Raw genomic sequence first — 14,998 nt, 5'->3', positions numbered from 1 at the left:
GTTCTGCTCCATCTAGTTGTTATGTTCATTATAAATAAAAGTACCCTGTAAGAGAGACTTTTTTTAAGTGTCTATCTTATAGGGTACATTTTATTGTTTAAAGGTGACTTGTTATCTTTTCAAATAGCCTTACTATATATGCTCCTACAAATACAGCTCTTAATGTACTAGCAACTGTTAGTACACCTTCTTTAATAATCCATAGCAATATTAAATAACACATTCTTAGAAACAGACTAAACTACCAAAGACAGAACGTGAAACAGATAACTAATATTGGTTGTCTGTTTTTTTTATCATATTTGAGTGTTTGTGTACTGTCGGATGCACCTGCAGTTGTAGGATAGATAATAATACCAAGTAAACCTAAAATGCTTAGAATCGTCTCTGAAATGGATGTCATCTGGTCGTTGTAAATCGTAATATCGACATTAAAAATGCCCGCCATTTGATTAGCGAGCACTAATAGTAATGCGATTAATTACACCAAAATTGCTTATATAGATGGTGTTTTCGCAAATTTTCATTTCTTTTTTCCTCCTGATATGTGATGATAAACATCAGATGGGAACATTTATTCTTATTCTGTAATTAGAGGCTCATTTTATGTGAGCCTCAGGTTGAGAAATTATTTTCTCAACCTTTTTATTCGGTGTTTTTTTATTTTCACTCAATATTTTCTACATTTAAACACTTAGTTTCACAGTAATAGCCCTTGCCCCCAACATAAACTTTTTCTATTTCATTCTTGCTATTGGTTGCTAATTTAACTAATATTTCGGAAGGCGAGTGTAAAGAATAACCTTGTTCAAATACATAGACTTCTTTTTGCAAGTCGTGCTGTTCATAAAGGTAGCAAGCTAATGCACCGTTTGAAGTTCCAGTCGCTGCTTCTTCATTGATGTCGTATAGTGGAGCAAAATTTCTGCATATAATTCGATTGTCATTAAAAGTATATAGATGCATCCCGACAACATTATAATACTTGCTGATTTCTTTAATTTTTTCAAAATTAGGTTGCAGTGCATGTAATCGTGTTTCGCTTTTTATAGGAATTAAAATATCTTTTAAGCCCGTGGAGACAATTTGAATTGGGTATTTATTGTCTATAGCTTTAATGTCAAAACAGTCGATGAACTCGTTTGGAGATACAACATCATAGAATATCGGTTTGTTTTGTTCCATGAATATGATGTCATCTTTTATGGTAATAGTAAGAACACCGCTGTTCGTTTCAATCGTATAGCGATTCCTGAAAAGTTTATTTAAATGCATCAGTATCACGAAAGAGCCAATTGTGGCATGACCACATAAATCAACTTCTTCTTTTGGTGTAAAATACTCAAATTTATAATCAGCAATTTCAGATTCTGATATAAATGCGGTTTCCGCATAGCCCAGTTGTTTGGCTATTGCCATTTTTTGAGTAGTGGTCAATGTATTCTCAAATACCACTCCTGCTTTATTTCCGCCTTTATGATCCTTGCTAAATGCACTTGCAACATAAACGGATATATTCATAAGACACCTTCCTTCCTCACTTATAGTAAATTGTAGCATAGAAAGCACTACGTATAAATGCTGTTGGATAAATTTGCCATAAAGCAAGAGACAAACTATTTTTTAGCATCTGTAAGGGGATTTTCAAGCATACAAAAAAGCCAGGCTCAAAATTAATTGAGTACCTGGTTTTATATATTTTTTATGGCTACAAAGAGTTATTCCCCAATTTATTTTATATACTTGATTTATTATCATAATGAAGAATCTATAAACGATAAGTTAATGCTAAGCATTATTTAACAAAAAAACGTTTCGATTTTTGAATTATTCTAGCTGGTAGTAGGACATTAATATCCTCTGTTGGTTTCCCTACTAATATAAACCTAATACTTTCAACATCTGTAATTTCATTAAGATCGACAGGTATGATTACTTCAGAATTCTCTGGTACGATTATTTTATTTAGCTCCTCTGCCTTATAGTCAGCAATTAATTTCAAATGCGATTCTAGTTTATAATCACTCGGATTATTAATAGCTAAAAGGTAGTTTTTTTTCTCAATAGAATTAACTTCAGTTGTTAGATTTAAATCTTCATATAATTGTAAAGTCAGTCTTCCCACTTCTTTTGAAATTCCTACTTTATCAACTTCTTTATAATTCAAATCAACTATCGAAGGTTTAACATCACTATTCAAAACCTCTAGAGAAAAATAATTATGTGATATTACTTCTTGTGTTTGCTTTATTTCTAACTCATCTTCGATATCTTTTTCAAGATACTTTTCGCCAAATAAATAAATAATATGCTCCCCCGCTGATAATCCAGTTAAAGTTAAATCAATTTTCTTCTCCCCGTTTTTCGGAACATTAATTTCGTGATAACGAGCCTTTTTACCATTAATGTTAATAATTACAGGAGTGTTATCATTTTCTAAAAAGGAATAAATTATTATTTTTTCGTCTTTCTGAGTGCTGTGAGTAAGTAAATAAGATGCTTGTATTTCTCCAGTACTATCTGTTTTAAAAGCTAACTTATTTCTATCAATTTCAAATTGTTTTTCAAAATCAAGCTCAACTCGCCTTCTCTCTACAATTTTCTCTATAGCTTCTTTTTTTGATGAATCTACTCTATCCTCATTTGTGTCTTTCATAAGTATTATTATTAACAACAACATGACAATTAATATTGAACAAATATATATTATTGCCTTTGGTCTCCTTTTCGTCGCTTTTGGTCACTTGCTTAATTTTCATTCTTAAAAAAACACCCTAAAACCAACGCTAACCAACTATTCTTGAATAGCTACCTCTAACGCTACAATCATCATGTCGTTGAATTGTGATAGCTATTATGGGAAATCAAGAGCTATTAAAGTGTTGATTTAACGGTATTTATTATATTGAAATGTGTCACCATCAATCATAATTTTTCATTAAAAATCACATTCAATCATCAGTTGGTCACTTTTTGGTCACCAAAAGTCACCTATTTTAATACCTAGACCACCCATCACGGAGTGGTCTGTGCTATTTATTTAACTAAAGTCCACTTGATTGCATATGTGCGACTCTAAAAAGTATCACCATCATTATAAAACCAACAATTAGTAGACTATATAAGCTTAAAACGATTGTTTTCACTCTTCCTTTTTCACTAAATATTGCTAATAAAACAGACACACCTACACCAGCTATTAAAAAGTTTGTTCCTACCATACCAGAAACTTTTCCTTCCATAAAAAATTTCATAATAAGAATAGTCACTATAAAAATAATAATAGATACAAGTGCTAAATGTTTTCTCATTTTAATTATCCCCCATCCAAATACCAATCACTAATTAACTATATATCCCTTGTTCCACGGGACATACAAATAATTGGAGAAAGTTTTTTTATCAGAATTTTACACCCCTCTAATGTGTAACGAAATGTAAAGTAATGGGTTTCATTTTACACTTCGAACTATACTCCTTATTAAGAATTCATTTGGTTAAGTTTTTTATTCCGGCCAATTATCTAACGATGGTTCACCATGCACTATTAATTGTGTAAGACTATTTCTTTCCTTTAACCAATTATAGAAAGGCACTGGACGTTCTTTATGCGCTTTGTCCTCCACAGATAATGAATTGACCACCCATCACGGAGTGGTCTTTTACGGATTATTTAGGTAAAGCACCTGTTAGTTCATTAAGCCAAAAATATTATCATCTCTATTATTTTATTTGAGCTTTAATGAAATAGAATATCCTTCTTGAGTCGCAACAATATCTTGTTGCTTAGAGCTTCCGTCTTTATATTTTACATTTACTTTGATTACAACGTCATCATCTATTACATTATTACCATCATGAGAAATCGCAAGGGCATATCCATACTTATCCTGTTCATTATACGCAACTGTATAACTATTACCGATTTCCTTTATACCTTGCCAGATATGAGAATCAGGCTCTTTACCCATGCTATTTATATTTTCAGATACTAACCAATCATCGTCTTTCGCCTGTTCTTCTGTTACTAAAACATCTTTTATAAATTCGCCTTTGTTTATGGTATAAGTGATTGATTCGATATCTTCTCCAGTTATATTTAACCTCACATTTGTATAAATATAATTATCTACGTCGCCTCCTGAAGCAATTACAAGACCCAACCTTTCTCTAGTTGATAAATCAAAAGTAGCTTTTTTAGATGAAAGGTTTGTATTTATCTTACTACCATCATCATTCATTGCATACGCTGTGATTGCAAAATTTGCAACTCGGACATCTCCACTCTTATTCACAAACGGTATCCCTATTACAATAGAAAATAGTATCCCAAACGCACATGCTACTGAAATCCACCTTTTTGAATTTAATTGGACTGATTTTTCTTGTTCTATACTATAGCAGTTTTCTTTAATACGATTTTTCATCGTTTTTGACATTTCAATAGAATTAACAGCATTTTTAATCTTATTAAGACTCATCATTCATTCTCCTTTCGATATCTTGCTCGAATGAGTTCCCGTCCACGTTGTAATCGCTTTTTGACAGTTGACACAGTAATGTTGAGTAGAGTTGCTATTTCATCTACTTTATAGCCTTCTACATAATAGAGTAGTAATACAGGCTTATGTTTATTTGGCAATTTCATAAGATGGTCGAGCAAACCATAGTTTTCAACATCCTTACAATGTAGTTGCAAATCACTGATATCAATATGTTTATGCATAAAGTTGAACCTTCTTTTATTTTTGCAGCGATTAGTAGCAACAGTAATCAGCCACGCTTTCTCATGCTACGAATCATGAAAAATTGGAGATTTAGTAAGATATGTAATAAAAGTGTCTTGTACGACGTCCTCTGCATCATTCTCATTGCACATAATAACAAGACATATTCTAAATAGCATATCTCCATATTTATCAACAATTCTCTCTATATCTAGTTCAGTCGACCAAACTGATTGTTCCAACGCCCATCAACTCCTTTCACTTATAACACACACGAAAATGGCATTTGGTGAATTTAAATTTAAAATAATTTTACAAAATTTTCATTTTGATTTACAGTGTATAGAACTAATCTGCTCCGTGGTTACATAAGAAAAAGCTGCCTAAATGACAGCCTTTTCTTCATCTCTAGCACCCGATAGTAAATTAAAATCCTTCTCCACTTAACTGCACTGTAGTTTAATAACACCTCATCTCAATCACTTGGATGATTAATTCCATCTATCATTTCAGCCAATTATCTAACGATGGTTCACCATGCACTATTGATTGTGGAAGGCTATCTCTTTCCTTTAACCAATTATAGAAAGGCACTGGACGCTCTCTATCTGCCGTTTCTTCTATAGATGATTGATTTACTAAGTTTCATACTAGAACTTTCTACAGCCTTGTTATATGTTCCAACAAATACGGCTCTTTTGATATTTCTAGCAACTTTCAATTTTATTAATGTTGGAGATAGATAAATATAAATGAGGATAATTAATGAACAAACTAGAACAAACAACCCAGGAATTACTGGAAGCTGGTTATACGATTGAGGAAATTAAAGCAGCTTTTGAAGAGGTTATTGAACAAACCAAACTACCTAAGTCAGATTGTGAAACAGATAACTAACAAAGTTGTCTGTTTTTTATTATGGTAAATAAGTACCAAATGGTTAAAGTTGTTTTTGAAGGTTATTAAAAGAAATAACCTTTAGATAATTTTAAAGGAGGATACATAAGTGGTTAATTTGTTTAAAAAAGGTTTTATTTTTCTAACGTTAATGTTATTAGTACTAGGTAGCTTTAGTGTTGAAAGTGCTTCAGCTGCAAATCAGGTGAATTGTGGACACCAATGCTTGATGATGAAAACAATCCTATAAACTTGCTATTTGTGAAAAGTAATGGATTCCCTTCACATCCGGATGGTATGTCTAATAGATGGAAAGAAATTGTGGAGAGATTTAACTTACCAATCCTAACTTTTCACGGATTACGCCACACATACGCTTCATATATGATTAGTAAGAATGTAAATTTTAAAGTCATTCAGGAGCAACTTGGTCATGTAAACATTCAAGAAACGATTAATACTTATAGTCATTTAACAGAGCGTGAAAAAATAAAAGCAAGTGACCTGTTTAACGAAATCTTGTAAAATGGTCTCCTTTTCGTCGCTTTTGGTCACTTGCTTAATTTTCACTCTAAAAAAAAACACCCTAAAACCCCGCTATATCAACTATTCTTGAATAGCTGCCTCTAACGCAACAACCATCATGTCGTTGAATGTTGTTTGGCGTTCTTCTGAAGATGTTACTTCTCCAGTTAGGATGTGGTCACTTACTGTTAGGACAGAAAGTGCTTTACGGCCGTGTTTTGCTGCTAATGTGTAAAGAGCCGCAGACTCCATTTCAACTGCAAGAACGCCGTATTGTGCTAATTTTTCGTTTTGATGCTCATCAGAGTAGAACATATCAGCTGTGAAGATATTTCCTACTTGTAAGTTTAGTCCCGCTTCTTTTCCTGCATTATATGCTTTTAATAGTAAATCGAAATCAGCGATTGGTGCGTAGTCAATGGCACCACCCCAAATGATTTGATTCATACGTGTATCAGATGTTGCTGCTTGCGCTAAAATGACGTCACGCACTTTTACATCTTTTTGAATTGCACCACAAGTACCTACGCGGATTAATTTTTGAACATCATACTCTTGCATTAATTCTGTAGCGTAAATCGAAATGGAAGGCACACCCATACCAGTACCTTGTACAGAAATACGCTTACCTTTATACGTACCTGTGTAACCAAACATATTGCGAACTTCGTTATAGCAAGTAACATCTTCTAAAAACGTTTCAGCGATGTATTTCGCACGTAATGGATCTCCTGGAAGTAAAATTGTGTCAGCGATTTCGCCTTTTTTTGCATTAATATGAACACTCATACTGCAATCCCTCTTTTCTGTCAGTTATCACTTTAAATAATACTGTGTTTCTCCTATTTTCGCAATGCTAGACGTCTAGCAACCTAAAATAAAATGAAACTTAATCAGCTGGATTCTCTTCCCCACTGATTATTTGTCTTCACCAATCTCCTCCCTAACTCTTTCGCTGATTTTTGAGGTGGGAGTTCTACTGCCCGTTAATGCGGGATAATTTAATATCCGTGATGTAGTTATCCTTGATCAACATATAATCCCCACAATTCATCAAAGGTTACCGTTGTTAGGTTATCCGTGGCGAACGATTCAATATAAGTGGAAAGCTCATCAAAGTCAGTGCTTTGCTTCGGAAAATTATGCTCATGGAACATTTCCTCCGCAAATCGTACCTTCGAATCTGACCAATCCCCACCTCGGAATGTTAAAACGTATAAATAAAAGCTCTTTTTCATTCTTTAAATCCCCTCTTTACTCATGTGCTTTCCGCTAGTTTATCAAAAAATAACTTCTTTTAAAATCTATTAAGTATTTTTTCCTACTAGCAAAAATAGCACTAATTTATTTAATTTTTCGACTTTTGTCATAAAACAAGATGCTATTTTATCTGAAAAATTAAAATCTTGCGAAATAATAATAGAAATATCTAGAAAAATAAGATAAAATTGAATTCGAAATTCAAAAAATTAGGAAGGTGATGGCGATGAAAAACTCTCATAAATCCAATAACTCCGTTCAAAAACGCCGGTCGCTCTTGAAAACTAGCTTTTTTAGTAAAAAGAAAGCTAAGGATTTAGACGATGGCAGGCATAATCTCCCTCCTACTAAAGAAAAAAGGCAACGTTTTTACCATTTAATTCGAGGAAAAGTGCTTATCATATTTGCACTTATTATTTTGATTAACGGTGCAATGGGTATATTGTCTTATGTCAATATACAGAATCTGCAAAGACAGATGGAGGACTTTACTGAGAAAAACGTCCAAGAACAATTAACTGTCAACCAACTTGCCTATGAAATTGCGAGGCTCACCAATTTAGAACAGGCCTATTTGATCTCTGGAAATGGGAGTTATGCTACTTCTTACAGTATGAAAATAGATTCCATCAATAAAAAAATTAAAGCTTTAGAACAACAGTTTGCAGGCAGAGAGCTAGAATTAGGTCATATGCAAGCGATCGGTCAATATTATCAAAATTACCTTGAATACTCTAAAAAGGTCATGACTATGCGAGATGAACTCGGTCTTGAACAGGCTCGTAAGCTCATGATGGGCGGTACAGGGGAAACGATGAAGCTTCATATTGATAAAAATATTGAGTCCATTAATTCTGTTATGGATGATGCTAATAAAGCAAAGTTGGATAAGCTTAACCAGCAAGTTAATTTATCTATTACATCCTTCTTCTTTATCTCGGTAATTGGATTTATTGCCATCATTATATTCGGTTATCTATTATTTAAATCATTACGAAACAATACGCAAGCTATAAATCATTCTATTCTTGATATTGCACAGGCTGGTGGAGACCTGACAAGACGAGTGATCGTTCGTAATCGCGATGAATTCTCGACGATTGCCGCTTCCACTAATACTCTGATCGAGTCTATCTCTAATTTGATTAAACGTGTTAGCGAGCTTGCAGATCACGTTTCAAGTAGCAGTCAGGAACTGATGTCATTAGCAGATGAAAATGCCCGTACCATACAGGATATTGCAGATGCCACGGCCGACATTGCGAGCGATAGCGAAAATACAATTTCCAGTATGAATAGCGCTCAACAAAAAATGAGTGATCTTGAACATTCTATGCATCATTTAAATGAACAAGCCAATGCTGTCCAACATGCATCACTCTCCATGCAGCAAGCAGCTGATGAAGGCAGTCGTTCTGTTCAACAATCTTCACTAGTCATGCAGGCAATTGAAGAAACAATGGCATCCACAACAACTACAGTTGAAGCACTTGGCCGAAAATCAGCCGATATAACATCCATTATCGGCACCATTACAGCCATCTCGGAGCAAACCAATTTACTTGCCTTAAACGCTGCAATTGAGGCCGCACGCGCAGGCGAGCATGGACGAGGCTTTGCAGTTGTAGCCGATGAAGTTCGCAAGCTAGCAGAGCAATCTCAAAGTGCTGCAAAAGAAGTCACTTCCATTGTCACGTCCATTCAAGAGGAAGTATCATCCATCATCTCTCAAAACCATGAAGGAGTATCATCCGTTATTCGTGGCGTAGAAGTAACAAATGAAACAAATCAATCTTTAGCTAATATTATTACACATACGAAAGAAACAACGACAATTATTGGCGCTATGGTAGAGAAAATTGCGTTAACTCTTGAAAATAGCAATGCCGTTGCAAATGACTTTGTGCATGTAAATGCCTACGCTGAACAATCTGCTGCCAATACGGTCACTTCTGCCGCCGCAGCAACGCAAGGATCCGCGTCCATGCAAGAAATCAATGCAGCTGCCACAGAGCTTGCCCAACAAGCCGATAGCCTACGCAATCTTGTCAGTGAATTTAAAGTTTGATAGTGTAAGCCCCAGTGAAATGACGGATAGAGCGTCATTCACTGGGGCTATCCGTCATTTTGGCGGGTCTATCCGTTGAAATGATTTCTATCCGTCTCTTCGATTTCTTTCCATCATTTCGACGGCTCTTTCCGTCGCTTTGACATCTCTATCCGTCTCTTTGGCCATTCTATCCGTCTCTTCGATTTCTTTCCGTCATTTCGACGGCTATTTCCGTCACTTCGACGAGTCTATCCGTCGCTTTGACATTTCTATCCGTCTCTTTGGCCATTCTATCCGTCATTTCAATTTCTTTCCGTCATTTCGACGAGTCTATCCGTCTCTTTGACATCTCTATCCGTCTCTTTGGCCATTCTATCCGTCTCTTCGATTTCTTTCCGTCATTTCGACGGCTCTTTCCGTCACTTCGACGAGTCTATCCGTCGCTTTGACATTTCTATCCGTCTCTTTGGCCATTCTATCCGTCATTTCAATTTCTTTCCGTCATTTCGACGAGTCTATCCGTCTCTTTGACATCTCTATCCGTCTCTTTGGCCATTCTATCCGTCATTTCAATTTCTTTCCGTCATTTCGACGAGTCTATCCGTCGCTTTGACATCTCTATCCGTCTCTTTGGCCATTCTATCCGTCTCTTCGATTTCTTTCCGTCATTTCGACGGCTCTTTCCGTCACTTCGACGAGTCTAACTGTCTCTTTGGCCATTCTATCCGTCTCTTCGATTTCTATCTGGCTCTTTCCGCCTCTTTGCGATTCTTTCCGTCACTTCGACGAGTCTAACTGTCTCTTTGGCCATTCTATCCGTCATTTCAATTTCTTTCCGTCACTTCGACGACTCTATCCATCTCTTTAGCCATTCTATCCGTCGATTTGATTCTTTCCGTCTCTTTGACCTTTACATCCATCACTCTAATTTCATCGCATCCTTTCCTCGACCCTATCCATCACTTAAAACACATCTACAAGAAAAAACTCCTAGCACAAAATTTCCTGTGCTAGGAGTATTCCTTATTTAAATAATGAAAGATATTCGGCGTAGCCTTCTTTTTCTAGGTTCTCTTTTGGCACGAAGCGGAGTGCGGCTGAGTTGATGCAGTAGCGTAAGCCGCCTAGCTCACTCGGTCCGTCGGGGAAGACATGTCCTAGGTGAGAATCGGCTTCTTTGCTTCGAACCTCTACACGACGCATCCCATGAGATGTATCGAAATGCTCTGTTACTTCTTGCTTTTCGATTGGCTTTGCGAATGCTGGCCAGCCGCATCCTGAATCGAATTTGTCCAGGGAGCTGAATAATGGCTTTCCTGAAACGATATCGACATAAATGCCCTCTTCAAAGTGTTTGTCATATTCATTACGAAACGGCGGCTCTGTTCCACTTTCTTGTGTCACATAATATTGCATGTCCGTTAATTCTTTTAATCGTTGTTCTTTATTCATTTTTTGCCCCCCAATGTTGCTCTTGAAACGCGTTGCGACCAGATCCGACAGCATAACGCTGGTAGTGCATTGGATTTTTCTTATAATAATATTGATGGTAGTCCTCAGCCGGATAGAACGTACTTGCTGGTAAGATTTTCACTGCAATAGGCTTATCAAATTTACCGGATGCTGCTAAATCTGCTTTAGAACGTTCTGCTAATTCGCGTTGCTCTTCATTATGATAAAAAATAGCGGTTGTGTAGGACTCTCCACGATCATAAAATTGGCCACCGGCATCTGTTGGATCGATTAATGTCCAAAATGTCGCCAGTAATTGCTCATATGAATATAGTTCTTCCTCAAACGTAATTTGCACCGCTTCCACATGCCCTGTTGTTTCGGAGCATACTTGCTCATAGGTCGGATTGACAACATGTCCACCCGTATAGCCAGAAATCACTGATTCAATGCCAGGTGTTTCGTCAAAAGGCTTGACCATACACCAAAAACAGCCACCTGCGAATGTTGCGTATTGCTTTGTCATTTACGTCACTCCTTATTCACCAGGAACAATAATTTCCAGTAAAATCTTATCCTTAGGTAAGTCTAATTCTTTTGCTCGGACACGAGATCCTGACGCAATATTGATGCGTGATAGATCAATATAAATCTCCGCCTTATTTGGATTAATGGTAATCCATGAAGGGAATTCCACCGAGTCTCGCATAATTTTCATGGTCGTCTCAGGTGGAATATTTAACAGCCCTAGATTCATACCTGTCTGTTTTAATATAATATTGCCTTTTTCATCAACTATTGGATCAAAGTTCATAGTAATTGGAATTTCCGTATAAAACACCTTCAATGTACTTGTTAATTGGATATCATCCCCGATAGTAAAATCCAACGGTAATGGTGACCCTTTAGCCGCATCCTTTAAATATTTTTTGGATATGGATTCCAATTCCTTCGTTGTTGTTTGCACAACGAGAACATTTCCTTTTACTTCACTTTCATCTTCTGAACTCTTCGCTACATTAACTCCATCTACTGGTTTCGTTGCTAAATATACGACGAGGAGGATGGCAAAAAGCACAGTGCCCGCTAAGGTGAAAAATGCGACTTTCCATTTATTCATTTTGTCACTCCTCGAAGCCTATTGTCTTGTTAATTTTTTGTTCCATATTACATTGCTCCATTGCGGCTTTAATACGCTCTGTCATTTTCTCATAACCTTTTGCGTTTGGGTGGAAGAAATCTGTATGATACACAAGCTCTTTATTCGAATCAAACAAATCCTCCACTGATACATAGCAAGCATTTGCATCTTTACTTGCTATGTCTTTGATGACATTATTCCACTCCGTAATTATCGTATCAAATTCATTGGCTTCATTTGTCACGATAGAGAATGGATTATAAAAACCAATTAGTAGTAAGGGTACAGTTGGATTTTTTGCACGAATGCCAGCAACAATTTTGCCATAACGATCCTTATATGCCAACAATTCTTTGTCAAAGGCATCTCTTTTCAGGTTAAACAAATCCTGTCTAACTACCTTCATGACATCATTTCCGCCCATGGTTATTGAGATGAGCTGAGCTTTTTGCAACTCTTCATCATAATGCCCCTTTTTCACTAATTTTAATAGCTGATCACTGCGTCTACCTCTTTTTCCTCGATTGTCAACCTCAACGTCAGAAATTGAGGGCCAAGCTAACATTGAATCTGCTAATCTGCCAACAAAACCGTCTTGACTATACTCATCACCGACACCAGCTGTTAAAGAATCTCCAAGTGCCAAGTAATGTAGTTGCTTTGCGTTGTCATCATCAATTTTCCGTAAATCCTCTGGCGATGGCTCAAAAAAATGCTCAAAAATTTGCGTCAATACATTCTTTGAGGTTTTTTCCTCATTTTCTGTTTGTTGCTCATCCTTTTTCATATCTTGCTCCGTCCCTGCTTGCTCACCATCTGGTTCAGCTTGCGGATTCGGTTCATCTATTGATATAGCACAACCACTTAGTACTAAGACGGTCAAACATGACAAAATTAATTTTCGCCAAATGCCCATTTGACCACCTTCCATCATTTGCCGTTCCTTCTATTATAGAATAGTTTATGCCGCTCTGGAAAGTGACGATACCTAAGTATTCCGTAAAAAATGGTTTTTTCAAAATGTAAGAGACATGCACCTTTTCACAGCTAAAAATAAAAAGCCACTACAATACTTATGTAGTAGCTCTTGTCTATTATTCTGCGAAATAAATAAAACCAATTGCGCCTGGACCTGTATGCGTAGAGATGATTGGTGAGGTAAAGGCAATTTCTACTTCATTAAAACCTGTACCCTCGATTAATTCTTTCAATGGTCCCCCCATTGTTGTTAGTCCATCAGCGTGAGAAATTCCAACAGCCTTTACTGTTTTTCCAGCTGTATCTGCTTGGAATTGTTTAAATAAGTAATTTACCACCTGTTTATGGCTACGTACTTTGGAAACGGGGTTGTATGCGCCGCCTTCTAAATTAGCGATTACTTTTATGTTTAGCAACGATCCGATAAAGCCTGTCCCTTTACCGATTCGGCCACCTTTAATTAAATTTTCAAGTGTGTCGACAATTACATATAAGTACGTATTTTCGCGCACCTTCTCTAGACGTGCAATAATTTCCTCGACAGTAGCACCAGCATCGCGCATTTTAATAGCTTCTCGTAATTGAATCGCAAGACCAACAGCGATAAAACGTGAATCAATGACCGTTACATCCGCATCTGTCATTTGCGCTGCCTGACGAGCCGAATCAACTGTTCCACTCATACCACCAGTCATATGTATGGAAATGATTTGATCACCGTCTTTACCTAGCTCATCGTATAATTCTTTAAATTTCCCGGGTGCCGGCTGAGAGCTTTTTGGTAAATTTTTGGCATCCTTCATTAAGCTTAAAAATGGTTTCGGCTCTAAATCAATACCATCTATATATGTTTTTCCGTCAATTTGAATCGTTAAAGGCACAATGTGTATACCATGTTGTGCTACTTCTTCCTTTGTTAAATCACAAGTTGAGTCCGTTACAATATGAATTCGTCCCACTTCGACACATCCTTTTACTTCATTAAAATTTATTATATAGACTAACGAATCATTATGTAAACATGACATTTGTCATTAGGCATCGCCCAACCTAGTCTGTTTTGTTATCGCTTCCTTGGTTACTATAGCGCTTTGTCGAGTACTTGTCTAACAAAGACCTTCAAGCATCAACGTATCCATATGACATTTTTGATGAGGAAGATATGACAAATGTAAATAGTAGGATGAAAATTATTGAAGTATAGTATAGGCATGAACGAAAGGAGTGTTTGATGATGATTGATTCATTTGACTATAAAACTTGGAAGGAAGAATTGTGGAATGCCATTACACATGGCATTGGATTTATCGCAAGTATTCCAGCATTAATTGTGCTTATTTTTGCAGCTGTACAAACTGGCAGCGCGGTTCAAATTACAACTTTTAGTATTTTTGGTGCCTCTGTCATCATTTTATTTTTAATGTCGACGCTGCTCCATAGTATGCCTGAAAAATACAAGCACTTTTTCGCTATTCTTGATCATTCTTCCATCTATATTTTAATTGCTGGTACCTATACGCCCTTCTTATTAATTGCGATAGGTGGCACGTTAGGGATTACTTTATTGTGTATTATTTGGTCATTGGCTCTATTAGGCGTTATGTTTAAATGCTTCTTTATTAATCGCTTCGAGCTACTGTCTTTAATTTTTTACATAGGTATGGGCTGGTTGATTATTTTCGCTATCAAGCCTGTCTACCTTTTCTTAGGCTTTAATGGTTTTGCTTTACTGCTGGCAGGTGGGCTTTTCTATACAATTGGTGCCATTTTTTACGCATGGCGTTCGCTCCCCTACAACCATACAATCTGGCATCTATTTGTATTAGCTGGTTGTGCCTCGATGTATGCTTGTGTTTACTTTTATTTATAAATATAAACAAAAAATCGCTCACTTATATAAAAGGGGCGATTTTTTTGTTATAGGATATTACCTTTTTCCTTCTTGAATGCCTTTATTGCACGTATCAC

Annotated in this window: 19 protein-coding genes; 5 read left to right on the top strand and 14 right to left on the bottom strand. The window is 36.3% G+C overall.

The window, feature by feature from the left end; genetic code table 11:
* Positions 1-241 precede the first annotated feature (241 nt).
* The 7 genes from ACIQXF_RS21145 to ACIQXF_RS21115 form a co-directional block, all read right to left on the bottom strand.
* Complete coding sequence (locus ACIQXF_RS21145) at positions 242-463, bottom strand: phage holin (protein ID WP_402787219.1); 222 nt, start codon at positions 461-463, stop codon at positions 242-244.
* A 203-nt stretch (positions 464-666) separates the two neighbouring features.
* A complete protein-coding gene (locus ACIQXF_RS21140) occupies positions 667-1,521 on the bottom strand; it encodes a PhzF family phenazine biosynthesis protein (protein ID WP_402787216.1) in 855 nt (284 codons plus the stop codon).
* Positions 1,522-1,795: 274 nt separating this feature from the next.
* A complete protein-coding gene (locus ACIQXF_RS21135) occupies positions 1,796-2,656 on the bottom strand; it encodes a hypothetical protein (RefSeq protein ID WP_402787213.1) in 861 nt (286 codons plus the stop codon).
* Between the two features lie 388 nt (positions 2,657-3,044).
* A complete protein-coding gene (locus ACIQXF_RS21130) occupies positions 3,045-3,311 on the bottom strand; it encodes a hypothetical protein (RefSeq protein ID WP_402787210.1) in 267 nt (88 codons plus the stop codon).
* A gap of 417 nt (positions 3,312-3,728) precedes the next feature.
* A complete protein-coding gene (locus ACIQXF_RS21125) occupies positions 3,729-4,484 on the bottom strand; it encodes a hypothetical protein (RefSeq protein ID WP_402787207.1) in 756 nt (251 codons plus the stop codon).
* Positions 4,481-4,726, bottom strand: coding sequence for an RNA polymerase sigma factor (locus tag ACIQXF_RS21120; RefSeq protein WP_402787204.1), 246 nt, complete (start codon positions 4,724-4,726; stop codon positions 4,481-4,483). Before ACIQXF_RS21120 ends, ACIQXF_RS21125 begins: the two co-directional genes overlap by 4 nt.
* A gap of 66 nt (positions 4,727-4,792) precedes the next feature.
* A complete protein-coding gene (locus ACIQXF_RS21115; RefSeq protein ID WP_402787201.1) occupies positions 4,793-4,969 on the bottom strand; it encodes an RNA polymerase sigma factor in 177 nt (58 codons plus the stop codon).
* Between the two features lie 523 nt (positions 4,970-5,492).
* Between ACIQXF_RS21115 and ACIQXF_RS21110 the strand changes: the two genes are divergently transcribed.
* The 3 genes from ACIQXF_RS21110 to ACIQXF_RS21100 all read left to right on the top strand — a co-directional run bounded on the left by ACIQXF_RS21110 (position 5,493) and on the right by ACIQXF_RS21100 (position 6,149).
* On the top strand, positions 5,493-5,624 hold the full coding sequence (locus ACIQXF_RS21110) for a hypothetical protein (protein WP_402787198.1): 132 nt from the start codon (positions 5,493-5,495) through the stop codon (positions 5,622-5,624).
* Positions 5,625-5,733: 109 nt separating this feature from the next.
* Entirely contained in the window at positions 5,734-5,874 is a 141-nt protein-coding gene (locus ACIQXF_RS21105) for a hypothetical protein (RefSeq protein WP_402787195.1), read from the top strand.
* An 11-nt stretch (positions 5,875-5,885) separates the two neighbouring features.
* A complete protein-coding gene (locus tag ACIQXF_RS21100; RefSeq protein ID WP_402787192.1) occupies positions 5,886-6,149 on the top strand; it encodes a tyrosine-type recombinase/integrase in 264 nt (87 codons plus the stop codon).
* Between the two features lie 81 nt (positions 6,150-6,230).
* Here ACIQXF_RS21100 and deoD read toward each other — a convergent pair whose 3' ends face one another.
* The gene (gene deoD / locus ACIQXF_RS21095; RefSeq protein WP_402787189.1) at positions 6,231-6,938 is read right to left on the bottom strand and encodes a purine-nucleoside phosphorylase; all 708 of its coding nucleotides are present in this window, start codon (positions 6,936-6,938) and stop codon (positions 6,231-6,233) included.
* Positions 6,939-7,168: 230 nt separating this feature from the next.
* On the bottom strand, positions 7,169-7,387 hold the full coding sequence (locus ACIQXF_RS21090) for a YozE family protein (RefSeq protein ID WP_402787186.1): 219 nt from the start codon (positions 7,385-7,387) through the stop codon (positions 7,169-7,171).
* A 248-nt stretch (positions 7,388-7,635) separates the two neighbouring features.
* Between ACIQXF_RS21090 and ACIQXF_RS21085 the strand changes: the two genes are divergently transcribed.
* Complete coding sequence (locus ACIQXF_RS21085) at positions 7,636-9,477, top strand: methyl-accepting chemotaxis protein (protein WP_402787183.1); 1,842 nt, start codon at positions 7,636-7,638, stop codon at positions 9,475-9,477.
* A gap of 1,005 nt (positions 9,478-10,482) precedes the next feature.
* Here the strand turns inward: ACIQXF_RS21085 and msrB are convergent.
* The 5 genes from msrB to ACIQXF_RS21060 all read right to left on the bottom strand — a co-directional run bounded on the left by msrB (position 10,483) and on the right by ACIQXF_RS21060 (position 13,989).
* On the bottom strand, positions 10,483-10,911 hold the full coding sequence (gene msrB / locus ACIQXF_RS21080) for a peptide-methionine (R)-S-oxide reductase MsrB (RefSeq protein ID WP_402787181.1): 429 nt from the start codon (positions 10,909-10,911) through the stop codon (positions 10,483-10,485).
* Positions 10,904-11,437 (bottom strand): peptide-methionine (S)-S-oxide reductase MsrA, encoded by a 534-nt coding sequence (gene msrA, locus ACIQXF_RS21075; protein ID WP_402787178.1) that lies wholly within the window; start codon positions 11,435-11,437, stop codon positions 10,904-10,906. Before msrA ends, msrB begins: the two co-directional genes overlap by 8 nt.
* A gap of 12 nt (positions 11,438-11,449) precedes the next feature.
* Complete coding sequence (locus ACIQXF_RS21070) at positions 11,450-12,031, bottom strand: YpmS family protein (protein WP_402787175.1); 582 nt, start codon at positions 12,029-12,031, stop codon at positions 11,450-11,452.
* A gap of 4 nt (positions 12,032-12,035) precedes the next feature.
* Positions 12,036-12,986 carry a GDSL-type esterase/lipase family protein gene (locus ACIQXF_RS21065; protein ID WP_402787173.1) on the bottom strand — a complete coding sequence of 317 codons (951 nt, stop codon included), beginning with the start codon at positions 12,984-12,986 and terminating at the stop codon, positions 12,036-12,038.
* 160 nt (positions 12,987-13,146) lie between these two features.
* Positions 13,147-13,989 carry a DegV family protein gene (locus ACIQXF_RS21060; RefSeq protein ID WP_402787170.1) on the bottom strand — a complete coding sequence of 281 codons (843 nt, stop codon included), beginning with the start codon at positions 13,987-13,989 and terminating at the stop codon, positions 13,147-13,149.
* Between the two features lie 275 nt (positions 13,990-14,264).
* Between ACIQXF_RS21060 and trhA the strand changes: the two genes are divergently transcribed.
* Positions 14,265-14,900 carry a PAQR family membrane homeostasis protein TrhA gene (gene trhA, locus ACIQXF_RS21055; protein ID WP_402787225.1) on the top strand — a complete coding sequence of 212 codons (636 nt, stop codon included), beginning with the start codon at positions 14,265-14,267 and terminating at the stop codon, positions 14,898-14,900.
* Positions 14,901-14,998: the final 98 nt, after the last annotated feature.

The sequence above is a fragment of the Lysinibacillus sp. NPDC097231 genome, from assembly GCF_044761885.1.
Lineage (GTDB): Bacteria > Bacillota > Bacilli > Bacillales_A > Planococcaceae > Lysinibacillus.
The sequence above is the reverse complement of the archived record's forward strand: the minus strand, read 5'-3'. Positions and strand labels throughout refer to the sequence as shown.